The organism is Methylobacillus sp. MM3 (assembly GCF_001645185.1).
In the GTDB taxonomy this organism is placed as follows: domain Bacteria; phylum Pseudomonadota; class Gammaproteobacteria; order Burkholderiales; family Methylophilaceae; genus MM2.
Genome location: NZ_LXTQ01000001.1, coordinates 154,725 through 181,502, shown reverse-complemented (window position 1 = coordinate 181,502; position 26,778 = coordinate 154,725). Strand labels below are relative to the sequence as shown.

The 26,778-nt window shown below is 56.4% G+C and carries 28 protein-coding genes; 6 read left to right on the top strand and 22 right to left on the bottom strand.

Annotation, left to right across the window (positions count from 1 at the left end; translation table 11 throughout):
* Positions 1 to 4: 4 nt before the first annotated feature.
* The 18 genes from A7976_RS00865 to A7976_RS00780 all read right to left on the bottom strand — a co-directional run bounded on the left by A7976_RS00865 (position 5) and on the right by A7976_RS00780 (position 16,292).
* Positions 5 to 694, bottom strand: a complete 690-nt coding sequence (locus A7976_RS00865) for a hypothetical protein (RefSeq protein ID WP_067105841.1) — start codon at positions 692 to 694, stop codon at positions 5 to 7.
* The gene (gene treS, locus A7976_RS00860; protein WP_067105839.1) at positions 691 to 3,978 is read right to left on the bottom strand and encodes a maltose alpha-D-glucosyltransferase; all 3,288 of its coding nucleotides are present in this window, start codon (positions 3,976 to 3,978) and stop codon (positions 691 to 693) included. Before treS ends, A7976_RS00865 begins: the two co-directional genes overlap by 4 nt.
* 168 nt (positions 3,979 to 4,146) lie before the next feature.
* The gene (locus A7976_RS00855) at positions 4,147 to 4,518 is read right to left on the bottom strand and encodes a hypothetical protein (RefSeq protein ID WP_067105837.1); all 372 of its coding nucleotides are present in this window, start codon (positions 4,516 to 4,518) and stop codon (positions 4,147 to 4,149) included.
* 39 nt (positions 4,519 to 4,557) lie between these two features.
* Positions 4,558 to 5,343 (bottom strand): MBL fold metallo-hydrolase, encoded by a 786-nt coding sequence (locus tag A7976_RS00850; protein ID WP_067105835.1) that lies wholly within the window; start codon positions 5,341 to 5,343, stop codon positions 4,558 to 4,560.
* Complete coding sequence (locus A7976_RS00845) at positions 5,334 to 6,110, bottom strand: TatD family hydrolase (protein WP_067105833.1); 777 nt, start codon at positions 6,108 to 6,110, stop codon at positions 5,334 to 5,336. Before A7976_RS00845 ends, A7976_RS00850 begins: the two co-directional genes overlap by 10 nt.
* A 35-nt stretch (positions 6,111 to 6,145) precedes the next feature.
* Entirely contained in the window at positions 6,146 to 6,523 is a 378-nt protein-coding gene (locus A7976_RS00840) for a PilZ domain-containing protein (RefSeq protein ID WP_067105831.1), read from the bottom strand.
* Positions 6,520 to 7,536, bottom strand: coding sequence for a DNA polymerase III subunit delta' (gene holB / locus A7976_RS00835; RefSeq protein WP_067105829.1), 1,017 nt, complete (start codon positions 7,534 to 7,536; stop codon positions 6,520 to 6,522). Before holB ends, A7976_RS00840 begins: the two co-directional genes overlap by 4 nt.
* Positions 7,537 to 7,540: 4 nt before the next feature.
* On the bottom strand, positions 7,541 to 8,149 hold the full coding sequence (tmk, locus tag A7976_RS00830; protein WP_067105827.1) for a dTMP kinase: 609 nt from the start codon (positions 8,147 to 8,149) through the stop codon (positions 7,541 to 7,543).
* Between the two features lie 2 nt (positions 8,150 to 8,151).
* Positions 8,152 to 9,147 carry an endolytic transglycosylase MltG gene (mltG, locus tag A7976_RS00825; protein WP_067105825.1) on the bottom strand — a complete coding sequence of 332 codons (996 nt, stop codon included), beginning with the start codon at positions 9,145 to 9,147 and terminating at the stop codon, positions 8,152 to 8,154.
* A gap of 3 nt (positions 9,148 to 9,150) precedes the next feature.
* Positions 9,151 to 9,963, bottom strand: coding sequence for an aminodeoxychorismate lyase (gene pabC / locus A7976_RS00820; protein WP_067105823.1), 813 nt, complete (start codon positions 9,961 to 9,963; stop codon positions 9,151 to 9,153).
* 280 nt (positions 9,964 to 10,243) lie between these two features.
* Positions 10,244 to 11,482 (bottom strand): beta-ketoacyl-ACP synthase II, encoded by a 1,239-nt coding sequence (gene fabF, locus A7976_RS00815; RefSeq protein WP_067105821.1) that lies wholly within the window; start codon positions 11,480 to 11,482, stop codon positions 10,244 to 10,246.
* Between the two features lie 36 nt (positions 11,483 to 11,518).
* Complete coding sequence (acpP, locus tag A7976_RS00810) at positions 11,519 to 11,755, bottom strand: acyl carrier protein (RefSeq protein ID WP_067105819.1); 237 nt, start codon at positions 11,753 to 11,755, stop codon at positions 11,519 to 11,521.
* 84 nt (positions 11,756 to 11,839) lie between these two features.
* Positions 11,840 to 12,580: a 3-oxoacyl-ACP reductase FabG gene (gene fabG / locus A7976_RS00805; RefSeq protein WP_067107201.1), complete on the bottom strand. Its 741-nt coding sequence runs from the start codon at positions 12,578 to 12,580 to the stop codon at positions 11,840 to 11,842.
* Positions 12,581 to 12,587: 7 nt separating this feature from the next.
* Positions 12,588 to 13,517, bottom strand: coding sequence for an ACP S-malonyltransferase (gene fabD, locus A7976_RS00800; protein ID WP_067105817.1), 930 nt, complete (start codon positions 13,515 to 13,517; stop codon positions 12,588 to 12,590).
* 12 nt (positions 13,518 to 13,529) lie between these two features.
* On the bottom strand, positions 13,530 to 14,483 hold the full coding sequence (locus A7976_RS00795; protein ID WP_067105814.1) for a beta-ketoacyl-ACP synthase III: 954 nt from the start codon (positions 14,481 to 14,483) through the stop codon (positions 13,530 to 13,532).
* The gene (gene plsX, locus A7976_RS00790) at positions 14,480 to 15,517 is read right to left on the bottom strand and encodes a phosphate acyltransferase PlsX (protein ID WP_067105812.1); all 1,038 of its coding nucleotides are present in this window, start codon (positions 15,515 to 15,517) and stop codon (positions 14,480 to 14,482) included. The genes A7976_RS00795 and plsX overlap by 4 nt, the downstream gene beginning before the upstream one ends.
* A gap of 53 nt (positions 15,518 to 15,570) precedes the next feature.
* The gene (rpmF, locus tag A7976_RS00785; RefSeq protein ID WP_067105810.1) at positions 15,571 to 15,750 is read right to left on the bottom strand and encodes a 50S ribosomal protein L32; all 180 of its coding nucleotides are present in this window, start codon (positions 15,748 to 15,750) and stop codon (positions 15,571 to 15,573) included.
* Between the two features lie 23 nt (positions 15,751 to 15,773).
* The gene (locus tag A7976_RS00780) at positions 15,774 to 16,292 is read right to left on the bottom strand and encodes a DUF177 domain-containing protein (RefSeq protein WP_131800977.1); all 519 of its coding nucleotides are present in this window, start codon (positions 16,290 to 16,292) and stop codon (positions 15,774 to 15,776) included.
* A 34-nt stretch (positions 16,293 to 16,326) separates the two neighbouring features.
* On the opposite strand from A7976_RS00780, the gene A7976_RS00775 reads away from it, so the two are divergent.
* The 5 genes from A7976_RS00775 (at position 16,327) to creC (ending at position 22,443) form a co-directional block, all read left to right on the top strand.
* Positions 16,327 to 17,745, top strand: coding sequence for an acetyl-CoA carboxylase biotin carboxylase subunit (locus A7976_RS00775; RefSeq protein WP_067105806.1), 1,419 nt, complete (start codon positions 16,327 to 16,329; stop codon positions 17,743 to 17,745).
* A 28-nt stretch (positions 17,746 to 17,773) separates the two neighbouring features.
* Positions 17,774 to 19,618: a sodium-extruding oxaloacetate decarboxylase subunit alpha gene (gene oadA / locus A7976_RS00770; protein ID WP_067105804.1), complete on the top strand. Its 1,845-nt coding sequence runs from the start codon at positions 17,774 to 17,776 to the stop codon at positions 19,616 to 19,618.
* 37 nt (positions 19,619 to 19,655) lie between these two features.
* A complete protein-coding gene (locus tag A7976_RS00765) occupies positions 19,656 to 20,240 on the top strand; it encodes a Maf-like protein (protein ID WP_067105802.1) in 585 nt (194 codons plus the stop codon).
* A 21-nt stretch (positions 20,241 to 20,261) separates the two neighbouring features.
* A complete protein-coding gene (creB, locus tag A7976_RS00760; protein ID WP_067105800.1) occupies positions 20,262 to 20,936 on the top strand; it encodes a two-component system response regulator CreB in 675 nt (224 codons plus the stop codon).
* 79 nt (positions 20,937 to 21,015) lie between these two features.
* On the top strand, positions 21,016 to 22,443 hold the full coding sequence (gene creC, locus A7976_RS00755) for a two-component system sensor histidine kinase CreC (RefSeq protein ID WP_067105798.1): 1,428 nt from the start codon (positions 21,016 to 21,018) through the stop codon (positions 22,441 to 22,443).
* Positions 22,444 to 22,485: 42 nt separating this feature from the next.
* Here creC and A7976_RS00750 read toward each other — a convergent pair whose 3' ends face one another.
* Genes A7976_RS00750 through A7976_RS00735 form a run of 4 tightly spaced genes read right to left on the bottom strand, consistent with a single transcriptional unit; the run spans position 22,486 to position 26,082 of the window.
* Positions 22,486 to 24,213, bottom strand: a complete 1,728-nt coding sequence (locus tag A7976_RS00750; protein ID WP_067105796.1) for a flotillin family protein — start codon at positions 24,211 to 24,213, stop codon at positions 22,486 to 22,488.
* A 22-nt stretch (positions 24,214 to 24,235) separates the two neighbouring features.
* Complete coding sequence (locus A7976_RS00745; RefSeq protein WP_067105794.1) at positions 24,236 to 24,862, bottom strand: YqiJ family protein; 627 nt, start codon at positions 24,860 to 24,862, stop codon at positions 24,236 to 24,238.
* Positions 24,863 to 24,905: 43 nt separating this feature from the next.
* Positions 24,906 to 25,574, bottom strand: a complete 669-nt coding sequence (locus A7976_RS00740) for a PspA/IM30 family protein (RefSeq protein WP_067105792.1) — start codon at positions 25,572 to 25,574, stop codon at positions 24,906 to 24,908.
* Positions 25,567 to 26,082 (bottom strand): hypothetical protein, encoded by a 516-nt coding sequence (locus A7976_RS00735; RefSeq protein ID WP_131800975.1) that lies wholly within the window; start codon positions 26,080 to 26,082, stop codon positions 25,567 to 25,569. The genes A7976_RS00740 and A7976_RS00735 overlap by 8 nt, the downstream gene beginning before the upstream one ends.
* 177 nt (positions 26,083 to 26,259) lie before the next feature.
* On the opposite strand from A7976_RS00735, the gene A7976_RS00730 reads away from it, so the two are divergent.
* Positions 26,260 to 26,766 carry a hypothetical protein gene (locus A7976_RS00730; protein WP_067105788.1) on the top strand — a complete coding sequence of 169 codons (507 nt, stop codon included), beginning with the start codon at positions 26,260 to 26,262 and terminating at the stop codon, positions 26,764 to 26,766.
* Positions 26,767 to 26,778: the final 12 nt, after the last annotated feature.

Below are 26,778 nucleotides of genomic sequence, written 5' to 3'. Positions count from 1 at the left end.
GTATTCATTCCTTGTTTTTCTGTCCAGGCCGATGCGCAGGCCACCATTTCTCCAGCAGTTCGGCTATTCGATGCTGGCTGCCGAGGCCGAATGCCAGGGCCAGGGCGAATACCACGCCGGCGAGGATGATGAGAAAGCTTTGGCGCACCAGTTCGGAGGCAACGTCCACCTGCTCCAGCGCGATCATCACAACGAAAATCAGCACCGCATAGCGCGCAAAACGCCCGAGAAACTCGACATCCTCCAGCCCCACGTTTTTGCCGTAGGCGATGATGGTGTTGTCGATAAAGCGGGCGAAATACGCACCGAAGGCCAGTATCAGTACGGCGACGATGACCTTGGGGATAAAGAGCGCGACGCGGCCGATCAATTCAGTGACATTCGTCAGGCCCAGACTGTTGAACGCGATCATCAACACGGCCAGCGTCACCAGCCAGTAAACCAGCGCTCCGAGTATGCCGACCATGTCGGTCCCGATGCCGCCTTGATGCAGGAAGCGGTCGATACCGGCACGCTCGGTCAACACATTGAAATTGACGGCTCGCAGCGCCTTGATGACGATCAGCCGGATCGCTTTGGCGAATATCCAGCCGATCAGCAGGATGATGGCAGCGAGCAGCAATCTAGGCAGAAACGCGCCAAACTGCAACAGCACCGCCCTGACGGGTTCCAGCATGATATCGATCTGGTTCATTTCTCTCCTCCCGTGATTGTGTTGGTAAGCTGCATGATGCTGCGCGCCGACGCCCCCGTAACATCGGAATGCAACTCGATATCGCTGCGCAACTCACGAAAAGCTCTTTCGATCCGAAAAAGCTCAAGCAGGCCCCGCAGATCTTCCGGCGCGCCCAAGAGATTCATGTCTCTGGTTTTTTCATGATATTCGGCGAGGAAAACACGCTTTGCCTCATCAACCCACAGACCTGCAAGCGATTCGAGCTGCGCAGTGCTGTCCGGGCGTTCGATACTGGCTGCCGTGAGTGCCGTATTTCCGACAGCATGCAGCGATTGCAGCATATGGGCGACATCCCGAATCGGCGGCTGCTTGCGCCGACGCTCGTCAAACGGCCGGACCGGCTCATCCTCCAGATCGGTGATCACAAAGTCGTTCTGGTTGATCAGTGCCTGGCGCAAGTGATAATCGCCGTGGCAGCGAATCTTGGTGACCGCATTCGGAGTCGTCGCATGGCTTACGATCCGGTCTTCGATTTTCCTGCGATGCGCGAGCAAGGCATCCGCATCTTTGCGTACGGTACCCGTCAGGTTAGAGCGGCGCGCAGATAAAAGTTCCAGCGTCTGCGCGGCTTCCGCGAGGATGGAGGCTTTCCACTGTTCCACATCCTCTTGCGAAACGGGCTCCGGAGAAAAGTCCTGATCGCTGTCGTCCATCAGTGCGCGATGCAGTTGGGCCGTGCGTTCGGCCAGCGTGCGCAACAACACCCAGTAGGCGTGATGGACGATCTCCGTCGCAGTATTGAGACTGTTCGAAGCGCGCGACTCGTCGAAAAAGTGCGCCAGGTAATCCAGCGTGTACCCCCAGAAATCTCCCTGGTTTTCCACGTAGGTCTGCAGCAGGCACAGCGCCGTCTGGCTGCCCTGATGGTCGACATATTCGACGGTACCCAGCGTAGGTGCGACATTCGGAAAGCCCCGCCGCGTCAGGAAATGCCCCAGTTCAATCGCCGGGCGTAGCCCGGCATGCAGGTGACGATAGCCTTTCAGAAAAAGCGTCTGGCCGATGGCGACAGTACTATGGCCTCCTTGTGCCTTCGGCGGTTTCACCGGCAAGGCTGAGACATCGAGCTCGCCCAGTCGCGCAAAAGCTTCGGATGGAATGAAGCGGATATTCCCCTGTTCGCTGGAGAGCGTCAGCCCCTGCCCTAGCGCCTGCACGATCTCGCGGCAGAACGACGCATCGGAGAAAGCATCGGCGATGACCCCAACGCGCGCCTGATGGCGCACGCGTGCAATCGTCGTGGCCGGCATCGCCTGCAGGGTTTCGTCACCGCGCTCCCAGTTGAGAGCCAGCGGCAAAAAGTACAAGCCGTTATCGCCTGAATCATCCAGCCGGAAAATCGCCAGCAGACGCTGGTTTTCCTCATGGCTCCATTCGGTGTAATCGATCAGTGTCGCGCGCTCGACGGGGATGTTGCTCCAGCGCTGGGAGACGATGAACTCAGGCAGCGTTTCCTGCTCGAATTTGGCGCGCAATTGCTCCGACATCGCAATTCGCCACGGCACGACACGGTCGCGGAAGAAACTTCGCCAGCCGTCGAACAGCACGAGCAAGGGCAATTCCTCCTGCGCCACGCGATCCTGCAACCAATCCGGCCCGGCTTCGTCCGTGGCAAGACGGAACCAGTAAAAACCGTGGCCGGGCAAAGTCAGCATGTAAGGTAATTCGCCGATGGGTGGAAATGCCGTGCGGCCCAGCATTTCCACCGGCACGCGGCCCTTGTAGAGCGCGAGATCGAGCTCAAGCGGTTGCGGAGCCCGCGCCAGATTGGCAACGCACATGACGACCTCGTCGCCATATATGCGCAGATAGGCGATGATCTTGCGGTTGCCGGGCCGCAGAAACACCAGGGAGCCGCGTCCGAACGCCTGGTGGCTCTTGCGTATCGCCAGCATGCGCCGCATCCAGTTGAGCAGCGACGAGGGGTTGCGCACCTGCGCCTCGACGTTGATCGCCTGAAGGCCGTATACCGCGTCCATGATCGGCGATAGATACAGCCGCTGCGGATCGGCGCGGGAAAAACCGGCGTTGCGGTCCGGGCTCCATTGCATCGGTGTGCGCACGCCATTACGGTCGCCGAGATAATAGTTATCCCCCATGCCGATCTCATCGCCGTAATAAATGATGGGCGAGCCCGGCATCGACAAAAGCAGGCTATTCATCAGCCGGATCTTGTCGTAATCATTATCCATCAGCGGCGCCAACCGCCGCCGGATACCGACATTGACCCGCGCGCGCATGTCGGTAACATACATCTGGTACATGTAGTCACGCTCTTTATCGGTGACCATTTCCAGCGTCAGCTCGTCGTGGTTGCGCAGAAAGATCGCCCACTGGCAATTGTCGGGAATATCCGGTGTCTGCTGCATGATCTCGACGATGGGGTGGCGGTCTTCCTGCGCGATGGCCATGTACATGCGCGGCATCAGCGGGAAGTGGTATGCCATATGGCATTCGTCGCCGTTGCCGAAATAATCGCGCACATCCTCGGGCCACTGGTTGGCCTCGGCGAGAAACATGCGGTTCTTGTAATGCTTGTCGAGCTCGGCGCGCATGTATTTGATGACTTCATGCGTCTCCGGCAGGTTTTCGTTATTGGTGCCCTCGCGTACGCACAGATAAGGCACCGCATCCAGGCGCACGCCGTCCACGCCGGCATCGAACCAGAAGCGCATCACGCGCATCATGGCCTGCATCACATGCGGATTATTGTGGTTGAGGTCGGGCTGGTGCGAAAAAAAACGGTGCCAGTAATAGGCCTTGGCGACATCGTCCCATGCCCAGTTGGATTTCTCGCTGTCGGTGAAAATGATGCGGGTTTCGGGAAATTTCTTGTTGTCGTCGCTCCATACGTAGTAATTGCGCTTCATCGACTTCGGCGGCGCATTGCGCGCGGCCTGAAACCAGGGATGCTGGTCTGAAGTATGGTTGATCACCAGTTCCGTGATCACCTTGAGCCCGCGATGATGCGCTTCGCGCACAAACTGGCGGAAATCGGCCATGCTCCCGTAATCGGGGTGGATATTGCGGTAGTCGGAGATATCGTAGCCGTCATCGCGCAACGGCGAAGGATAGAACGGCAACAGCCACAGCGTATTGACGCCGAGATCCTGCAAGTAATCGAGCTTGTCGATCAGTCCGCGAAAATCGCCTATACCGTCGTTATTGCTGTCGTAAAACGCCTTGACGTGCAATTCGTAGATGATGGCATCTTTGTACCAGAGGGGGTCGTCTTCAAACATGCGTGCTCCCTGAAAAAACCAGTGCGCAATCTGATTGGTTGTTTGTATGACAGACGAGGATGACTACATATCGAGACCGCATGCCTGGAATAAAGTTTTCCAGGGGGTGCCAGGCAGAAAAATAAAAAGGGGCCGAAGCCCCTTTGATGTGCGATTGGTATGGCGGTATTACTGGTTATTGAAGAACGCCATATTGCTGCACCGGCCGTTGACGAAGGTCAACTCGGTCGTCTTGTAAGTACGCTTGTTATCGTAGCGAACGATATTGGTGTAGTACCACATTTCGATATTGACCGGCTTGCTCGACTTGTCCAGCGGACGGCCGATTACACCTTCGGCATTGGTCGGCTTGATCGAGAGCTGCTTGCGGGCCGGCTCGCCGATGATATCCGTGACCTGCTTCTTGGATTTGTTGCTGAGCAGGCGAATGAAGGTTTCTTCATCATAGGTTTTGGCCTTGGACTTGGTTTCCGCCCAGGCCGGCGCTGCGAGCAGCATGGTGGCGGTCAGGCAGGCGGCAATCAATTTACTGATGGTCATCGGGATTCCTTTGCGTTTCTAAGCGGGTGATTATCGCATTTATGCATCAAGCTTGCAGCCATCGGCGATGTCCAGCTGCAAGCCGTCGTACCCAACATGAACGTTCGAGGGTAGCGTCTGGCTGACTTCGTTGTATTCGAGTTCATGTGTCATATGGATCAGATAGGTTTGCCGGGCTCCGATACGCTCAGCGTAAACCAGACTCTGCTCCAGATTGATATGCGTGTGATGCGGTTTGTAGCGCAGGCAATCGAGCAGCAATACGTCCAGGCCGGTCAGCAATTCGAGCGAAGACTCCGGGATTTCCGAAACGTCGGTGAGGTAAGCCATGTTACCAATGCGATACCCGTACACGATGGCTCGACCGTGCCTGGCCGGAACCGGTATGATCTCCTGGCCGAACAGCACAAATGGTGCATCGACCTGATTGGTGCTCAGTACCGGCAAATCCCAGTAATCACTCGGCTCGCGCAAGGTATATCCGAAACGCGCGCTGATATGACCCATATGATCGAGGCTGCCATATAGCGGAATCTGGCGGCGGTTCAACTGACAGAAGCTGCGCAGGTCATCGATGCCATTCAAATGATCTGCATGCGTATGGGTATAAAGCACCGCATCGACACGACGCAGCTGCTCGCGCAAGGCCTGCTGCCGCAGGTCAGGGCCGGTATCGATCAGGATGACTTCACCACTGGTCAAGGTAATGGCGGAGGAACAGCGCGTGCGTTTGTTGCGGGGGTCAGTCGATACACAGGTCTTGCAGTCGCAGCCGATGACCGGCGTACCGGCGCTCGAACCAACGCCCAGCACCGTCAGTTGCATGGTTTTGCCTGTTTGAACAGACGGAAAAAGTTCCGGGTAGTTGCTTCAGCGACTTCTTGCGGCGTAATGCCGCGCAGCTCCGCGACATGCTCGGCCACATAACGCACGTAAGCCGGCTGGTTGGTCTTGCCGCGATAAGGGATGGGCGCGAGATAAGGCGAATCGGTCTCGACCAGCATACGGTCCAGCGGAATGTTCCGGGCCACTTCCTTCAGCGCTCCGGCATTCTTGAACGTGACGATGCCGGAAAGCGAAATATAGAAGCCCAGCCCCATCGCCTGCTCGGCCACTTCCTGACTTTCGGTAAAGCAATGCATCACGCCGCCGATGCGCTCGGCCCCCTCCTCGCGCATGATGCGCAAGGTATCTTCGGCGGCGTTGCGGGTATGAATCACCAATGGCTTTCCGCTGGCGATGGCGGCGCGAATATGTGTGCGAAAGCGTTCGCGCTGCCATTCAAGATCGCCGGTAAGGCGGAAATAATCCAGTCCGGTTTCGCCGATGCCGACCACTTTGGGATGATTGGCCAGCGCGACCAGCCGATCCACGTCGGCTTCTTCCACATCCTCGTTATCGGGATGGATGCCAACCGTGGCGTAAATGTTTTCGTGCGCCTCGGCGATTGCCAGCACTTGCGGGAATTTTTCCAGCGTCACGCCGATGCACATGGCATGGCCGACTCCGTTATCGCGCATGGCTTGCAGCACTGCCGGCAAATTGGCGGCAAGATCGGGAAAATTAAGATGACAGTGCGAATCCACCAGCATGATGTGATAAGAACTAAAAGAAAAACGTTGAGAAACTACGTGGTGTGGGTCGGGCGCGACGACTTGAGCACCCCACCCAGCAAAGCTTCGATCTTGTTACGCGCTTCGGTACCGCCGTCCTGCGGGTTGAATTGCACACCGATGCCCTGCGGGCGTCCACCCTGTGTAACCGGGGTAATCCAGGCCACATTGCCCACCACCTTGAGCTTGTTCGGATCATCGAGCAGGCTGAGCAGCATGAAGACTTCCTCACCCATCCTGTAGGTCTTGTTGGTTGGAATGAACAGACCGCCGCCCTTGATGAACGGCATATAGGCAGCGTACAACGCCGCTTTTTCCTTGATGGCAAGAGAAAGAACCCCGGGCTTGGGGACGCTTGCAGCAGGTTTCTGGTCGGAAATATCTTCGCTCACGGTTTAGTGGGTGTCGCAAACAATTGAGTGTACTGAATCATCAGGCTTTCCACTTGCAGCTCTGCGTTGAGCGGATGCTGCGAGCTTCGGCGCGCCTCGTTCAAAAGACGCTGAAAATCCAGCAATTTGGGCAAGTCTACCCCTTTGGCCAACTCTTGCAAAGATGCCGCCTGTAGCGCGTGATATCGGATTTCGCCGGTCAGGTGAGCGCTGAGGAGATCGTGCGTCCATTTCTGCAACGCCTCGACCGTATAGGTAATACCTTCCTTGATACACAGCGCTACGGATGCGAATGGGTCCATGCGACCGCCGCGATGCAGCTCCCGATGCAAGTCCGCCAGCCTCTTCTCCGCGCCCTCTTCGACCTTGAGGGCCAGCAATGGCGCTCCGCCGACATACGATAGCCGCTCCGCAGCATGCTGGATGCCCTGCCCGGCCAACCACTCTTCGGCCAGTCTGCGCTCGGGAAAAGGCATGTCGATCTTGTTGCAGCGGCTGCGTATCGTCGGCAGGAGCCGCTGGGGATTATGCGTTACCAGCACGAAAAGCACCTCCGGCGGCGGCTCCTCCAGCATCTTGAGCAAGGCGTTCGCCGAAGCTGCGTTCAGTGCTTCGGCTGGGTGCAGCAGCACGATGCGCAAACCCGCGCGGTGGCTGGACAGACCAAGAAACTCCGCCAGATTGCGCACCTGATCGACCGAGATGATTTGCGACTTTTTGGCAGACTTGCCTTCAGTCGCCTCTTCGTCCGCGCCGTTAGTTGCACTTTCTTCCGGTTCGAGAACTCGCAAATCCGGATGATTGCCCTGGGCGTACCAGTTGCAGCTATCGCAATTGCCACATGCATGACCGTCCGGCAATGGGCGGTCGCACAGTAAGGCACTTGCCAATGCCTGGGCAAAATCCAGCTTGCCGATACCCATGCGACCTTGCAGCAGCACAGCATGCGGCATGCGGCTGCGCATGCCGATCAGTTGCTGCCAGAGCTCGTTATGCCATGGGTAAATAATCATAAAATCATACTATTGAAAGAATTTCTTCAAGTTCATAATGAATTTCAGGTATGGGCTTTCCGGAGTCGATGACGCGAAATCTTTGCGGAAACTGCCCGGCCCGTGCGAGGTAGGCATTGCGTATGCGTTCGAAAAAATCTGCGCCTTCCTGCTCGAAACGATCCGGGTTACGCGCTCCTGCCAAGCGCTGGGTACTCACGGCCACCGGTACATCGAACAGCAACGTGAGATCCGGCTGAAAATCGCCTTGCACCCATTGTTCGAGTTGCCCAATCTTGGCAGTCGATACGCCACGCCCACCGCACTGATAGGCAAAACTGGCATCGGTAAATCGATCTGAAACAACATATACACCGCGCGCCAGCGCCGGACGAATGACCTGCTCGATGTGCTCGCGCCGGGCGGCAAACATCAGCATGGACTCGGTTTCAGGATGCATGTTCTCGTGCAGCAGCAATTCACGTAGCTTTTCGCCCAGAGGGGTTCCTCCTGGCTCTCGGGTCAGCAGCACTTCCTTGCCGCGCGCTTGCAGCAGCCGGGCGATTGCGGGGATGTGCGTGCTTTTGCCCGCACCATCCACGCCCTCCAGGGTAATGAATTTTCCAGCTGTCACGATCAGTTTCTTCTCAGTTGATAACGGGTTACTGCCCTGTTGTGCTCATGCAGTGAGGACGAGAATGCATGACTGCCGTCGCCTTTGCCGACGAAATAGAGCGCCTTGCTTTGCGCCGGATGCAACGCGGCCTCGATAGCCGCCATTCCCGGCATCGCAATGGGCGTCGGCGGCAGGCCGCTCCGTGTGTAGGTATTGTATTCGTTGTCCTGCAGCAGATCGCGCTTGCGCAGATTGCCATCAAAAGTCTCGCCCAGTCCGTAAATGACTGTGGGATCGGTTTGCAGGCGCATCCCAATCCGGAGGCGATTCAGGAAGACGCTGGCGATCATCGGCCGCTCGCTGGCGAGCCCGGTCTCCTTTTCGACGATGGAAGCCATGATCAAGGCCTCGTAAGGCGTGCGATAAGGCAATCCTGGCGCACGGCCTTCCCATGCCTTGGCAAGCTTGCGCTGCATGGTTTCATACGCCCGTTTCAGGATATCCAGATCGCTCATGCCGCTGTCGAAGAAATAACTATCCGGAAAAAACAGTCCTTCAGCCACATTCTCCGTTGCACCGATTTGCCTGAGAATTTCCTCGTTTGTCATGGGCATGGAAAGATGGCGCACATCCTCATGCCGATTCAGGGCTTCGCGTACTTGTGCGAATGTCCAGCCTTCGATGAATACGATGCTGCGCTGGCTGGTGATGCCATCGGTAATCATCAGAAACAGATCGTAATTGGTCATGCCTGCGCGCAGTTCGTAATTGCCGGCCTTGATGTCGCCGGCAAGGCCTTGCGCGCGAATCAGGAAAATGAAGGTCCAGGGCTCGGCCAGAATCCCTTCGCGCACCATTTGCTGTGCAATGCCGCGCAGACTGGAGCCATGCTTCAGAACCAAATCATACGAAGCTGTAGGCAGATTGACGGGTTGCTTTGCAAAATAGATGACCCATCCTGCCATCGCAATAATGGCAAGCAGGACAAGCATGAGAAATTTATTGAGTAACCGCATTGTTTATTCATTCAGCAAGTTTTGTAATTGTTTTGCCAGCATCCCCGCCTGCCAACGGTGTTCGTCCAACTGCCTTACCTGCCAGACACCAATAAGGCTGTTGCAAATAACAACCTCATCCGCACCAAGCAATGTATCCAGGTTGAAGGTGGCGATTGCGCATTCGAATTCCAGGCCGGGCGCAATTTCAAGAATGCGCTCACGCGTGAGCCCCGATACGCCGCAATGCCTGAGATCGGGCGTAGACAATCGATTTCCGTGACGCATGAAAACGTTGCTCATAGTGCACTCAATGACATTCCCGGACTGATCAAGCAGCAGTCCGTCCGTAATGGCCGGATCATTCCACTCCATGCGTGCCAGAACATTTTCCAGGCGGTTGAGATGCTTGATGCCTGCCAGCAACGGCTGGGCTGCCAGCCGCAAGCGGCATAAATGAAGGCTGACCCCTTCGGTAAAATTCTTTTCCGGATAGGATGGCAAGTCAGAGCGCAGGATCGCCCGGTTTGGCTGTGCCAGTGCAGGAACTGCATAACCGCGGGCGCTTTCGCCGCGTGTCACGATGATCTTGATTACGCCATTGCCTCCGTCCTCGAACAAGAGTGCCATATCGGATAACAGAATGTCTTCGGAGGGGCAGACGATGCCTATTGCGTTGCAATCATCGCGAAGCTTCAGATAATGCCTGCTCCAACCGATAGCCGTGCCATCTTTGACACGTAGCGTACGAAAGACGCCGTCCCCGTATGCGAATCCGCGATCGAACGGCGTCAGGCATCCTTCGGATTTGCCGTTGATCAGATAACGATTCTGCATCTCGTTAGCCGCCATCTCACGAAAAAAGCCGCTGGAGCGGGCTTTCGGAGCACTCCACAAAAGCTGTGGATAATTCTGTGGATAGGATACGGATAGAGCAGCTAACTGCCCATTCCAATTGATATTTTTCCTGCTGGATATTATTTGCGCACATATTAAATCCCTTTTAATTCAATATGTTGCAATTTCCCGGCCATTTCTGTCCAAATGAGCCCTGAAATCAGGCGCGCATGCTTGCAGATGTGCATAAAACAAGGCTATCGCGGATAGCCTTGTCGTTTTATACCTTACGGAAAACCAGGGTGCCATTCGTTCCGCCAAAGCCGAACGAATTGGAAATGGCCACATCGATTTTCATATTGCGAGCAACATTGGGCACATAATCGAGATCGCATTTCGGATCCTGATTGAAGATATTGATGGTCGGCGGCGCTACCTGGTCGCGTATGGCCAGAGCAGAGAATACCGCCTCGATTCCTCCCGCCGCTCCCAGCAAATGACCAGTCATCGACTTGGTGGAACTGACGGCAACCTTCTTCGCATGGTCGCCTAAATAGCCCTTGACCGCCTGGGTTTCAGCCACATCGCCCGCCGGCGTGGAGGTGCCATGGGCGTTCACGTAATCGACTTCGTCGGCATTGATGCCAGCGTTTTTCATGGCATTGCGCATGCAGCGCGCCGCCCCCTCCCCGCTCTCGCTGGGAGAAGTCATGTGGTAGGCATCGGCACTCATGCCGAACCCTGCAAGTTCGCAATAAATCCTGGCACCACGACGCTTGGCGTGTTCGTACTCTTCCAGAACCAGCACGCCTGCTCCTTCGCCGATCACGAACCCGTCGCGGTCTGTGTCCCATGGACGGCTGGCCGTAGCAGGATCGTCGTTACGCGTCGACAACGCACGCGCAGAGGCAAAACCGCCAACCGCCAACCGAGTGATCGCCGCTTCGGCACCGCCGGCGATCATGACATCGGCATCGCCGTACTCGATCAGGCGTGCCGCATCGCCGATGGCATGCGTTGCAGTGGTGCAGGCCGTCACGATGGCAATGTTCGGGCCTTTGAATCCGTACATGATCGACAGGTTGCCCGAGATCATGTTGATAATGGTCCCGGGAATGAAGAACGGCGAAATTTTGCGCGGACCTGATTCCCGGTAGACCTGATCGGTATCTTCGATCAGTTGCAGACCGCCGATACCGGAACCGATGCTGACGCCAATGCGTTCGGCGTTCTCATCGGTAACCTCCAACCCTGCATCCCGAACTGCCTGTATCCCAGCCGCCAGGCCGTACTGGATGAATGTATCCATCCGGCGCGACTCTTTCGGCGAAAGATATTGATCCACATCAAAACCCTTGACCTCGCCCGCGACTTGCGAAGCAAATGCGGAAGCATCAAATTTAGTAATGTTGGTAATACCAGATTTACCGGCAAGGATACTGGACCAGGCTTCCGCCACGCTGCTACCGACCGGTGAAATGATCCCAAGGCCGGTAACGACTACCTTACGTTTGGACAAGGCAACTCCGAGAAAAGAAAAGAGAAGTGTGTGGTATTACTTGACGTTGGTGTTGACGTAGTCGATCGCCTGTTGGACGGTAGTGATCTTTTCTGCGTCTTCGTCAGGAATTTCGCAGCCGAACTCTTCTTCCAGCGCCATGACCAGCTCGACGGTGTCGAGCGAATCGGCGCCGAGGTCGTCCACGAAGGAGGATGCGTTCTTCACATCGGCTTCGTTGGCACCCAGTTGTTCGGCAACGATCTTTTTGACGCGTTGTTCAATATCGGACATTTGTTTCCCCTTGGTCTAATGATTACAGCAAAAAATCTCGGGCTATTCTAGCAAAACTCCCGAGGAATTCAAAAAAGCGGCGTATTACGCCATGTACATGCCGCCATTAACGTGCAGCGTTTCACCGGAAACATACCCGGCAGCAGGTGAAGCGAGAAACGCCACGGCTGCCGCAATATCTTCTACCTGGCCGAGGCGGCCCAGCGGAATCTGTTGCAACAGACGAGTGCGCTGCTCTTCCGCCAACTCGCGCGTCATGTCGGTATCGATAAATCCAGGCGCAACGCAATTGACGGTAATGCCGCGGCTGCCGACTTCCTGTGCCAGCGATTTGGTAAAACCGGTCATGCCGGCCTTGGCAGCAGCGTAATTGGTCTGACCGGCATTGCCGGAATGACCCACAACGGAAGAAATATTGATGATACGGCCATAACGCGCCTTCATCATCGGACGCAACACTGCCTGCGACAGGCGGAATACCGACTTGAGATTGGTGGAAAGCACCATGTCCCAATCATCTTCCTTCATGCGCATCAGTAATGTATCGCGCGTCACACCGGCATTGTTCACCAATATGGAGATATCGCCAAACTGTTCCGCGATCTGCTTCAGCACGGCCTCGACTTGCGCGGCATCATTGACGTCCAGCGCCATGCCAACACCCTTGACACCGGTTTGCTGAAGCGCGGCACCGATCTGATCCGCACCGTTTTGCGTGGTGGCAGTGCCGATGACGGCCGCACCCTGCTTGCCCAAATATTGTGCGATGGCAGCGCCGATACCACGGCTGGCGCCCGTCACGAGAGCTACTTGACCTTGCATGATTCCCTCTTTATGCATTCAACTGGTTTTTTGCTTCGCTGACAGCCTCGATGCCGGTCAGCGCGAAGCAGGTCATATCTGCCACGATACGTTTGTTAAGGCCTGCCAGCACCTTGCCGGGGCCGCACTCCGCCGCGTGGGCAATGCCTTGCGCCGAAATGGCCTGCACGGTCTCCACCCAGCGCACCGGGCTGTAAAGCTGGCGCACCAGAGCGTTCTTGATACTTTGAGCATCGGAATACGCTTGAACATCCGCGTTATGCAGCACGGGAATCTGCGGCGCACTCACCGCAACGCTTTCCAGGTAAACCGCCAGCTTATCCGCGGCAGGCTTCATCAACGCGCAATGCGACGGCACGCTCACCGGCAGAATCAAGGCACGCTTCGCACCTTTCGCCTTCGCCGCTTCCATTCCCCGTTCTACAGCCGTCTTATGACCTGCGATCACTACCTGGCCGGGCGAATTGAAATTGACGGCTTCCAGCACTTCGCCTTGCGCCGACTCGGTACATACGGCGCGGACTGCTTCGTCATCCAGACCCAGGATTGCCGCCATGGCACCGACACCTTCGGCAACTGCGCCCTGCATGACCTCGGCGCGGTAGCGCACCAGAGGCAGCGCAGCGGAAAACTCCAACGCGCCGGCAGCTACCAGCGCAGTGTATTCGCCCAGACTATGGCCTGCCATCACGGATGGCCGGGCTCCGCCAGCCTCCAGCCATGCACGCCACACGGCGACTCCTGCCGTCAGCATCAAAGGTTGGGTATTGGCCGTCTGATTAAGCTCTTCGTTAGGCTCCGTGACCATGCGCCACAAATCCTGGCCGAGCACGTCGGAAGCTTCGGTGAAGGTGTCGCGGATGACCGGCTGGTCGCCGAAACCCTGCATCATGCCGACCGATTGAGAACCCTGGCCGGGAAAAAGGAATGCGAATTTCATGTATTTTGATCTCTAGTACTTGAGTAAAACGGAGCCCCAGGTGAAACCGCCGCCAAAGGCTTCCATCAACACAGTTTCGCCACGCTTTATACGCCCGTCGCGCACCGCCACATCCAGCGCCAGCGGGATGGAGGCAGCCGAAGTATTGCCATGCGTGTCCACGGTAACAACCACGCGCTCCATGCCCATGCCAAGTTTTTTCGCAGTTGCCTGGATAATACGGATATTGGCCTGGTGAGGAACCAGCCAGTCGACATGGGCTTTTTCCATGCCATTGGCACCCAGTGTTTCGTCAACGATGGCATCCAACGTATTCACCGCCACCTTGAACACCGCGTTACCCTCCATTTGAATGGAGGGCTTATCGCCCTGATGCAAAGGACCACCGGTCACATGCAACAAATTGGCGTGCGTGCCATCCGCATGCAAATGGCTGGAAATAATGCCGGGTTCTTCGCTTGCCTTGAGAATCACCGCGCCCGCGCCATCGCCCCACAGGATGCAATTGCTGCGATCGCTCCAGTCGGTGATGCGTGAAATGGTTTCGGCGCCCACCACAAGCGCGCATTTGGCGGCGCCGCTCTTGATGAACTGGTCGGCGGTTGCCAGGGCATAAACAAAGCCGCTGCAAACCGCCTGGATATCGAATGCGGGGCAGCCGGCAATGCCAAGCTTGCTTTGAAGAAAACAGGCCGCGCTAGGAAAAATACGGTCGGGCGTTGTCGTGGCAACAATGACGAGATCGATCTCGCTAGGTGCAATACTCGCGGCCTCGATAGCATTGCGAGCAGCCTTTTCGGCAAGATCGCTCGTGAATTCACCGTCGGCTGCAATATGCCGCTCGCGGATGCCGGTTCGAGCGACGATCCACTCATCGCTTGTCTCGACCATGCGTTCGAGGTCGGCGTTGGTAAGTATTTTAGCGGGCAGATAACTGCCCGTCCCTGCAATTCGGGAATAGGTCATGCAGGTATCTTTGTAGGAGTTGAGGGTTGCATGTGTTCTATCGCCAACTGTTCGCTGATGCGGCGCAATACGCCGCTACGGGCTTCTTCGATAGCGGTATCGATGGCGTGCTGGAAAGCGAAGCTGTCCGCACCGCCGTGACTTTTCACGACGATGCCGCGCAGACCGAGAAGGCTTGCGCCATTATAACGCCGTGGATCCAGACGTCGCTTGAAAGCGCGCAGCACGGGCATCGCCACCAGTGCCGTCAGCTTGGTAAAAACGTTGCGCTTGAACTCCAGCGTCAGGAAGCGACCCATCATTTGAGCAAGGCCTTCGGAGGTCTTGAGTGCCACATTGCCGACGAAGCCATCGCAGACGATGAGATCGGTCGTTCCTTTGTAAATATCGTTGCCTTCCACGTTGCCATAGAAGTTGAGATGGCTGGCCCGCAGCAATTCGCCCGCCTGCTTCACCACTTCATTGCCCTTGATGTCTTCGGAGCCGATGTTCAGCAGGCCGACGGTGGGACGTTCCTTGTGCTCAACGCAGGACACGAGCATCGCGCCCATGATTGCGAATTGCAGGAGGTGCTCCGCCGTGCAATCGGCATTTGCGCCGAGATCGAGCATGTACACCTGCCCTTTTTGAGTAGGCAGTGTCGACGCGATAGCGGGGCGATCAATCCCCGGCAGGGTTTTCAGCACGAAACGAGCGATTGCCATCAGCGCGCCGGTATTTCCGGCACTCACACAGGCGCTCGCCTCCCCGCTTTTCACCAAGTTGATGGCGACGCGCATGGACGAATCCTTCTTGCCGCGAAGCGCGCTTTGCGGGGGCTCGTCCATGTTGACGACCTCGCTGGCGTGATGAATGCGCAGACGAGGGCTGACTTTGGCGCCATGAGCCCGCAACTCGGATTCTATGGCGTCGGTGAGCCCGACCAGGACGATATTGATTTCGTTATTCTGCTTGAGCGCCTGAAGCGCAGCAGGAACGGTAACATGGGGGCCATGATCGCCACCCATGGCGTCAATTGCGACGGTAATATCCATAAACAAAACGCCGCCTCTATGACGAGACGGCGCGTATGTTTTCAGTCTAAAACTTATTCGCCCTTGGAAGGCAGCACCTTGCGGCCACGATAGTAGCCGTTCGGGCTCACGTGATGGCGCAGGTGCACTTCACCGGTGGTCGGTTCCACTGCCAGCGGAGGATTGGTCAGAAAGTCGTGCGAACGATGCATACCGCGCTTCGACGGCGACTTCTTATTTTGTTGGACGGCCATTTACTTGCTCCTAATAAAAAACTTCAGTCTTTGTTTAATTTGAGTCCCTGCAATACCTTGAAGGGACTTTCTTTTTGTTCTTTTGCCGCCGATAAAGCGTCATTGCAATTCACATTCTCGTGCGCTGGCGCCAGCGGCAGGCTCAGCAGCACTTCGTCCTCGATCAGTGCTCGCACGTCAATAGGAGCATCCGCCACTATATATTCAACGTCATCACGCTCGTCTTCCGGCTGCGGCATTCGACTTTCATCCGGCACCAGTATGAACACTGCGGCGGCATCGAGGTCGAAAGCCAGCGCGCCGAGGCAGCGTTGGCAAACCAGATTGAAATGGCCGTTTATTTGCAATTCAAGCTGAGGCTGGCCTTCCATATCGCGGCGGCCGGACAACTTGTAATGCACTTCGCCCTCGGGCGAAAACAGCTGATCTTTCAATCTGGAAAAATCGAAGACCGCGATTGTACCACGAATCTCGCTGGATTTTCGAGCGAAGTCTAGTCCGTCAATGCTGGTCTGTTCAGTCATAAGCCGCGCATGGTACAATCAGCCGGTTTTTGTGTCAAAAATCGGGTCTCCAGTGATCAAGAAAATCCTCGTAGCCAATCGTGGCGAAATCGCGGTTCGCATTGTCCGCGCCTGCTCGGAAATGGGCATCGAGTCGGTAGCTATTTATACCGATGCGGATCGTCACGCCCTGCACGTCAAGAAAGCGGACGAAGCCTATAACATCGGCTCAGACCCGGTCGTCGGCTATCTGAATGCGCATAATATCGTTAACCTGGCTGTTGCGTCCGGTTGCGACGCCCTGCACCCTGGTTACGGATTCCTCTCTGAAAATCCCGAGCTGGCTGAAATCTGTGCGCGACGCGGAATCAAGTTCATCGGACCGAATGCCAACGTCATTCGCCAGATGGGCGACAAGATCCAGGCCCGTAATGCGATGATCGCCGCGGGCATTCCCTGTGTGCCGGGTAGTGATGGCAACCTGGAAAACGTCGAAGAAGCAGTCGCACTGGCGAAGAAGATCGGCTATCCGATTATGCTCAAGGCCACCAATGGCGGCGGCGGCCGCGGCATTCGCCGCTGCAACAACGAAAAGGAATTGCTCGGTAATTACGAACGAGTGATTTCCGAAGCGAGCAAAGCATTCGGCAAGCCCGAAGTGTTCCTCGAAAAGTGCGTGGTTAACCCGCGCCATATCGAGGTCCAGATTCTCGCCGATGGACACGGCAACGCGATCCATCTGTTTGAGCGCGACTGCTCCATCCAGCGTCGCAACCAGAAGCTGATCGAAATTGCCCCGTCGCCGCAATTGTCGCAGGCGCAGCGCGAATACATCGGAAAACTGGCAGTCAAGGCGGCCAAAGCAGTCGATTACAAGAATGCCGGTACGGTCGAATTCCTGCTGGATCAGGACAACAATTTCTATTTCATGGAAATGAATACGCGCCTGCAGGTCGAGCACACGGTGACGGAGACCATTACCGGCATCGACATCGTGCAGGAGCAAATCCGCATTGCGGACGGCCTTAAACTGCAATATCAGCAGGAAGACGTCAAATTCCGCGGCTATGCAATGGAGTTCCGTATCAATGCCGAAGATCCGAAGAACGGATTTTTACCCAGTTTCGGCAAGATTACGCGCTATTACTCGCCGGGCGGACCCGGTGTGCGTGTCGATGCCGCCATGTACAGCGGCTACGTAATCCCGCCCTACTACGACTCCATGTGCGCCAAGCTGACTGTCTGGGCGCTGACCTGGGAAGGCGTGGTCGAACGTGGCCGCCGCGCATTGAGCGACATGGTGGTTTACGGCGTCAAGACCACGATCCCTTACTATCAGGAAATCCTTAAACATCCGGATTTCAGGGGAGCCGACTTCGACACTAGCTTTGTCGAAGCACATCCCGAACTGATTAACTACGAAACCGAGTTGCCGCCCGAATTGATCGCGGCCGCAATTTCGGCTGCCATCGCTGCGCACGAAGGCATTTGATTAATACTTAAAGTGGTAAGTTAAAATTATGGCGAAAGTATATGTTTCAGAATTAGTTTTGCGCGACGGGCATCAGTCCTTGATCGCCACGCGCTTGCGCACGGACGACATGCTGCCGATATGTTCCAAGCTGGATTCGATCGGCTTCTGGTCGCTCGAAGCCTGGGGCGGCGCCACCTTCGACGCCTGTGTACGCTATCTGAAAGAAGACCCGTGGGAGCGCCTCAAGAAACTGCGCAAGGCACTGCCCAATAGCCGCATCCAGATGCTGCTGCGCGGTCAGAATCTGCTCGGCTATCGTCATTATTCCGACGACGTCGTGCGCGCCTTCGTCGGCAAATCAGCCAATAACGGCGTAGACGTATTCCGTATTTTCGACGCGATGAACGACCTGCGCAACCTGCGCGTCTCCATCGAAGAAGTGAAAAAGGTCGGCAAGCATGCCGAAGGCTGCATCAGCTACACGACCAGCCCGGTGCATGACATCCCCCACTTCGTCCGTTTGGCGAAGGAGCTCGAAGGCATGGGCTGCGATACGCTCGCCATCAAGGACATGGCTGGCCTGCTCACGCCTTACACCACGGCAGACTTGGTAAAGGCCCTGCGTGCCGAAATCAATATTCCCATCCACTTGCACAGCCACGCAACGTCCGGCCTGTCTGCAATGAGTTTCCTGAAGGCCGTCGAAGCCGGTGCAACCATACTGGATACCTGCGTTTCCGCCTTCGGCGAAGGTGCCAGCCACTCCTCTACCGAGAGCATCGTGGCCGCGCTGCAGGGCACTGAATATGACACCGGCCTCGACCTCGTGGCGATTCAGGAAATCAATGCCTACTTCCGCGAAGTACGCAAGAAGTACTGGCAGTTCGAGAGCGATTTTACCGGGGTGGATACCCGCGTCCTGGTCAACCAGGTGCCGGGCGGCATGATTTCCAACCTGTCCAACCAGCTCAAGGAGCAAGGCGCTCTGAATCGCATGGACGAAGTGCTGGCCGAAATCCCGCGCGTGCGCGAGGATCTCGGCTTTCCGCCGCTGGTCACCCCCACTTCGCAAATCGTCGGCACGCAGGCCGTGTTGAACGTACTGACCGGCGCACGCTACAAGTCCGTGACTACCGAGGTCAAGAACTACCTGCTCGGCCATTACGGCAAGGCACCTGGCAAGATCAACGACGAAGTGAAGAGCATCGCCGTCGGCAATGCCGAAGTTATCACCAGCCGCCCGGCCGATCTGCTGGAGGACGAAATGGACAAGCTGCGCGTCCAGATCGAAAGCCTCGCCAAGAACGATGAAGACGTGCTGACCTACGCCATGTTCCCGGACCTGGCACAGACCTTCCTGCAGGAACGCAACGCCGGCTCGCTCAAGCCCGAACAGTTGCTGTCGAAAGAAGCCAGCACGCCCTCTTCCGCACGCTACGCGCCGAACGAGTTCAAGGTGACCCTGCACGGCGAAACCTTCCACATCAAGCTCACTGGCAGCGGCCATGCTGGCGAAGAGCAACGTCCATTCTATGTTTCGGTCGATGGTATTTCGGAAGAAGTGATCGTCGAAACGCTGAGTGAAATCGAGGTCTCCGGCGGCAACGGCAATGGCGGCTCCAAGAAGAAGACCACGGCAGCAGCGACCGGCAACGGCAATCGCCCGCGCCCTTCTCATGAAGGCTGCGTGACGACCGCGATGCCCGGCACCATCGTTGACGTCAAGGTCAAGACTGGCGACAAGGTAAATGCCGGCGATGGCGTCCTGGTGATTGAAGCCATGAAAATGGAAAACGAAATCCAGGCGCCCAAAAGCGGCATCATCGTTGCCGTACACGTCAAAAAGAGCGATAGCGTCACGCCCGACGAGACTCTGATCGAAATTCAATAACGTCCAAAAAGGCCGGCGCAAGCCGGCCTTTTGCTTTATGCCGAAACCACAACTGATACTTGCCTCTTCCTCCATTTATCGCCGCGAATTGCTGGAGCGCCTGCAATTGCCTTTCAGCGTCGAAACACCGGATGTCGATGAATCTCCGCTACAGGGTGAAAAACCCGAAGAAACGGCTCTGCGCCTTGCCCAAGCCAAAGCCCGCAAGATCGGCAGCCATTATCCCGATGCGCTCGTGATCGGCTGCGATCAGGTTGCCACGCTGGACGGATTGCAGCTCGGCAAACCGCTGACGCATGACAACGCCGTGAAGCAACTGACCTTGATGCGCGGCCGCACGGTGTTTTTCCATAGCGCGCTGTGCCTGTTCAATGCCGCGAGTGGCAACATGCAGGCCGAAGATGTGGTTTACGAAGTCCGTTTCCGCCAATTCACCGACGCGCAAATCGAGAACTACCTGCGCCTGGAGCAACCCTACCACTGCGCCGGCAGCGCAAAGTCCGAAGGCTTGGGTATCGCGCTCATGGAATACATGCGCGGCGATGATCCGAACGCACTGATCGGACTGCCGCTGATTTCCCTGATCGGCATGCTGCAAAACGAAGGCGTTACGGTCATATAATCCCATCAGGGAGAAAACGCCGTGGCGCAATCCATACTTGTCATCGAAGACGAATCCGCGATTGCGGATACGCTGATCTACGCTCTCAAGAGCGAAGGTTACGCGCCCCATCATTGCGTGCTGGGCAGTGAGGGGCTGGCCCAATTGCGCAGCGGACGATACGCACTGGCGATACTTGATATCGGGCTACCGGATATGAGCGGTTTCGAGGTCTGCCGCCAGGCGCGCGCCTTCACAGACCTGCCCATTATTTTCCTGACTGCGCGTACCGAAGAAATCGACCGCATTGTCGGCCTCGAAATAGGCGCGGACGACTATGTTGCCAAGCCTTTCTCGCCTCGTGAGGTCGTGGCCCGCGTTCGGGCGCGGTTACGTCGCACAACTACACAATCTTCATCCGCTCCGACTTTTGACGTCGATACCTCAGCGGCACGCATTCGCTATTGCGGTCAGCTGCTCGACCTGACGCGCTATGAATACCTGCTGCTCAAGACCCTGCTTGACCATCCCGGACGCATCCATGCCCGCGACGAGCTGATGGATCGCATCTGGCGCGATGCGCTTGACACCTCCGATCGCACCGTTGACACGCATATCAAGACCTTGCGAGCCAAACTGAAAGCCGTGCGTGAAGATTTTAATCTCATCGCAACCCATCGCGGCATGGGTTACAGCATCGTTAACGGGTCGACATAATGACGACACGCTCAACCTCAGCGCAGCCGCCCTTGCATGTATCAGCTCCAAGCGAGCATCCTGCGCAATGGGCAGCCCGATGAGCATCAGCCTGCGCCTGCTGCTCGGTTACTTCCTCATTGTCGGCCTTGCCGCCTGGTTCGTGCTTAACAGCTTCATGCAGGAAGTTAAACCCGGCGTGCGCCAGACCATGGAAGAGACTCTGGTCGATACCGCGCACCTGCTGGCGGAACTGGCCGCTGAAGACATAGCATCTGATAAGCTCGATAGCGGCCGCTTTGCCGCAGCATTCAAACGTTATCAGGCACGCGATCCTCATGCGGATATCTGGGGTTTCAAGAAGGATTCCGTTGATCTGCGCGTCTACATTACCGATGCCAAGGGCATCGTGCTCTATGACTCCCAAGGCATCGCTGTCGGCAAGGATTTCTCACGCTGGAACGATGTTTATCTCACCTTGCAAGGTCGCTATGGCGTGCGCAGTACGCGCCAAGAGCCAGGCAACGACAATTCTGCGGTCATGCACATCGCCGCCCCGATTTTGCGCGATGGGCAACTTATAGGCGTGCTCGCCGTCGCGAAACCCACCATGAGCGTGCAACCTTTTATCGACCGCAGCCGTCAGCGCATCGAGCGTGCCGGATGGTGGCTGATGGGTGGGGCATTGCTGATCGGCCTCCTGTTCACCTGGTGGTTCAGCCGCTCTATCGGTCTGTTACGCCGCTATGCCCGGGAAGTGGGCGCGGGGCACAAAGCTCAACTCCCATCCTTAGGCAGCGGCGAACTGGCCGAGCTGGGGCAAGCGCTGGCGGAAATGCGGGAAAAGCTGGACGGACGCGAATACATTGAAAACTATGTCCATCACCTCGCGCATGAAATGAAAAGCCCATTGACCGCACTTATCGGCGCCGCCGAATTGCTGGACGAGAACCTGCTCCCGCAGGATCGAGCCATCTTTACCGCAAACATCCGCGAGCAGAGCCGTCGCCTCAAGGATATGCTCGACAAACTGCTGGCACTGGCGAAGCTGGAGCACCGCACGGGACTGGAAGAAAACGTGCCGGTCGGACTGCATGAACTCTCTGAGACCGTCATAGCCGATCACGCCGCCCGCATGCAGCAACGGAATATCAGCTGCCACAATCTCATCTCGCAAGATGCGCATGTCTTGGGCGAACCTTTTCTTTTGCGTCAGGCGCTTGCCAACCTGCTCGATAACGCCATCGATTTCTCTACCGACGGTGGACGGATCACACTGCTGCTGGAGTCCGGTCAGAATACTCATACCCTCCTCGTTCAGGATCAGGGCTCAGGCATCCCGGACTATGCGCTGCCTCGCGTGTTTGATCGTTTTTATTCCTTAATTCGACCGGGAACGCAGTTGAAAAGTACCGGGCTGGGATTGCCCTTTGTTCGCGAGGTGGCCGCGCTGCATGGCGGCAATGTTGCAGTTGCCAACCGCGACGAAGGCGGCGCAGTCGCTCGCCTGACGCTACCGGCACTCTGATTTTCCGGGCACCTGAGAATACGTGCCCGGGATAGAAGTAAATCAGATAATCTGACCAGTATTGGTCAGATTATCTGATGTCGCCGTGACTGCCGGAGCGGCATTTTCAGCTATCGGAGCAACTACGGAAACAGGCGAAGAAAACTCGCGAGTCGCCGGCTCAATCAGGGAGTTAAGATCGCTCCCTTTCATCCCGATCTCGTTCAGGACGGCATCGAGAATCGGCTGTTGCGCGCGGTAGGTTAATGCGGCAGCGACAGCTTGTTCGGCCAGGCTTCCGCCCCCGTTCAGCCCGAGCGAACCGGAACCCCCTCCCGAGAATCCGCGATTTAAGCCATCAACCTGGACGATCTTGATCCCGTCGATCTTTTCGATAGGTTTGACGGAAGCTTCGATGATGGACGGCAATACCTCAAGCAGTTTCATCTTGATCTGCATGCTGATCTGCTCAGCGGCCAGGGTATTCAGCGCAGCATTGCGCATCTCTACCCCTTTCGCATCCACCTCGTATTGCACCTGCTGGGCATCCGCCTTGATCTTGATGGCTTCCGCGAGATTTTCCGCAGCATCTTTTTCAGCTTCGGCAGATACCCGAATGCCGATAGCCTGCTCCTGGGCTTCCTGTTCGGCAGCAACCAGGGCAATTTGCTTTTCTCTTTCTGCAATCGCAACTTCGCGGGCGGTTTTCACCTGTTCCTCCGCTTTTGCTGCCAACGCCCGTGCCTCGTTGGCCTGCTTCTCGGCTTCGGATTGCGCTTTTGATTTCTCCGCAATGGAAATCAGCTTGTCCTGATCCGCTAGCGTGGTCTGCTTTTCTTGTTCGATCTTGGCGACCTGAACTTCGCGGTCAGCCTCGATTTGACGTTGCCGGATAGCCCGGTTTTTCTCGACTTCGGCTTCTTGCACCAGACGCTCAGCATCAATCTTGGCTTGCTGGGCTTCGCGTTCGCGCTGGGCCGTGATGCTGGCAACTTCTGCCTTTTGCTGTACCTCGCGCGTCGACACCTCTTGCTGTTGTTGCAAGGTAGCGAAGGTCTGTTCCTTTTCGATGGTCAGCTTGAGCTGAGTCGCTTCATAATTTTTCTGAGCGATGGCAACTGCAGTGTCCTGTTCGATTTCATTGCGTTCTCGGGCACGCTGTTGGGTTTGCTGCGTCAGCTTGGTCAGACCTTCCGCATCGAACGCATTCTGCGCATCGAAGAACTTGATTGATGTTTGATCCAGCCGCGTCAAACTGACAGATTCGAGCTCCAGGCCGTTTTTGAGTAAATCCTCGGACACGGCATTTTGTACGGCCTGAATGAAGTCGGCACGCTTGTCGAGCAATTGATGCATGCTCATCGAGACAGCGGCAGCGCGCAAGGCATCGACGAATTTATCTTCCACGAGTTCCTTGAGCGAGTCGGGATCCATGGTTCGCTGACCCAGCGTCTGCGCAGCGTTGGCAACACCCTCGGTGCTGGGAATGACACGCACGAAAAATGCAGCCACTGCATCAACTCGCAGACGATCCAGAGTAATCAAGCTGTCCGAGCCGGATCGCGAGACTTCCAGCTTAAGCGTGTTCATATTGATGCTGACGCACTCATGGAAGATGGGAAGCACAATCGCGCCGCCATCCATGACCACTTTCTGCCCGCCGAGGCCGGTGCGCACGAACGCCAGTTCCTTGGATGAGCGGCGATACAAGCGGGCAAAAATCATCCCGATAACCAGCAGCCCAACGAATGCGATTCCCGCGATAACCCCTATTCCAATCAACTGATCCATGTAGCTCTCCCCTTTTTCTTGTTTAGAGAATATCGGGACGCGGATTGGCAATGGCCATGAACCGCGATCCCGAGATTTGTTTTACCAGCAACACCGATTCTCCCGCGCCGAACTCCATGACATTTCCTTCCGGCTCGACCCGCACATAAAACGTCTGCCCGTGCTTCGATCTGACGCGCGCCTCGGCCGGGTAGCCGGCTTTGGCCGTACCGCTCAGCACGACGGCAACATGCCCAACCAAAGTTTCGAGTGACACGGCGGAAGACTCGTCCTTGGGCAGAATGCGGCCTATGGCGGCCCCCATGACGCGCACCACCGGCAAGGCGCAAACGAAGGCGATAAACGAGGACAGAAGCGGGAACGGATAAAATCCGAACAGGCCATGCACCACGGCATTCAATGTAAAGCCGACCATTGCAAAAGCCGTCAGCAATATGACCAGCAGCACCAGTATCGGCACCTTACCCACATGCAGCCAGCCCAGCCAGGAGTCAGCGACTCCATCGATGTTTTCCGGCAAGATATGATCGAGCAGCCCGGAGACGTCGAATCCCGCCATGAGTGCGACGAACTCTACGCACCCGATGACCACGACAAAGAGCGTCGCCAAGGTAAACGGCAGCGATTCCGCAGCAATGAAATATTCCATCGGTGTCCTTTCGGCAGAGGATGCTGAAGCAGCGTCCAGCCTTTTAGTTTTGCTTAGCGACCTTGAGCGCAGCCAATCGCTCTGCGATCCGGTTGTTTCTCTGCATGTCGGCAAGTTCCTTGAGCTTGGCGGCATCCTGGGAAATACCAATGCCAAGCCCAGCCACCCCGGTCTGCCGGGCCAGCACCCGTCCAAAGGATGCTTCCGCTTCCTCTACCCGGCCATGCCGATTCGATCCATCGACTTGCGCGGAGGCACTGCCGCGATCCGCGGTGGCCGCCAGATACTCGGTCAGCATTTGCTCCAGCTCGCGTTTCTTGGCTTGCAAGGCGAGCAGATAGCTTTCGCACTCCTTGGCCTTTTCAGACTGTTCATCCAGGGATTTCTGCAATACCGGCAGAAAATCCTCAATATCGGATTGCCGTCCAATGGCTGCAGTAGCGAGATCGTCGCGCTCTTGCTTGACGGCTGTCTCAATCTGCTCGGCGAGTTTTTCATGCTCGCCGTTCAGCTTGGAGATTTGCGACAGGATCAGATGCTTTGCCGCCTCCGTTTTGCCGAGGTCGACGCGTACTTCCGCGACTACCTGATCTATTTCGCGGATCGACTGCGCCATGACTGCGTCCGGCGCGAGATTTTCCGCTTTATCCAGCAAGGCATGGGTGCCTCCGGCAATGATTCTGGCAACCCGCGTTGCAACCGTTTCAGCCATTTGTTGTCTCCTTTTCTTTTCTGGTTGAGATAATTTCCGCGATTTCGAGGATGTCGGGCAAATAATCGTCCAACACCCTCTTGTCGTACGTCGCCGGGGTTGAGGTGATTGATCCCCTCAGCAGGCCGGCAAAAAGTCTGAAACATTGGCGGGCGATTGCTGCTTCCGCCGCGATTGCCTTCTCGTTCGCATGCGCACCTTCCGGGCGCTCCGTAATCAGCGTTGCCATGATGTGCGGTATCGTTTCGGATACTGCAGCCATCAGGCCTGAATGCATGTTGTAACGATGGTCCACATCCGCTACGGCCTCGGCAAAAGGCTGTGCCAGATTTCGCATCCACGCGGCGCACCTTTTGTAATCCGTCATGCCGCTATCCTGCTCACGGGCTTTGGCGACCAACGCTCGTAACTTTTCGCTCGGAGTCCTTGCTCCCGCATCAGGCAAAGATAGCAACCACTGAAAATCTTCGTCCGAAATACGGACAGAGATGGTTTGCATTTGAGCCATTATTCACCTCGCATAATCAATACGCATACAAATAGCATGCAATTGCATACAAATAATTGCGCAACTGAAATGACTTGTCAATTAATTATGTCTCTTCACACACACGACACATTCACCCCATCGCCCGCACATAAGCTTTAGTCATCATGGCATCTCCAATCGATACGGGAGATCTCCATGCCATTCACACCGCTGCACCTCGGCCCAGGCCTTGCCATCAAGGGGCTGATTCCCAATCACTTCAGTTTTTCGATGTTCACCCTCGCCAATGTGGCGATGGATGTGGAACCGCTCTATCGCATGTGGCGCATTGAATTTCCGCTGCATGGCTTTTCGCACACGTTGACGGGTGCGCTGCTGATCGCAGCGGGCTCGGCTTTGATTGGGTGCAAGGCCATTACAGTCGTCTGGCGGCTATATGCGCGACTCGGTGACAGCAATGAGAAGAGTTTTAGTATGACGTGGGTGCAGGCATGGTGCGGAGCGCTGCTTGGGGTCGGGTCGCATCTGCTGCTGGACGCGATCATGCATGCCGACATGCGCCCGTTTGCTCCACTGACGGATACCAATCCGCTTTTGATGCACGAATGGGTACTGCCCATGCATCTGGGCTGCGTGCTGGCCGGCATGGCCGGAATGGCCTTGATATTGACGCGCGCCGCATGGCAGCCCAGGGCTGTTTGACCAAATACACCA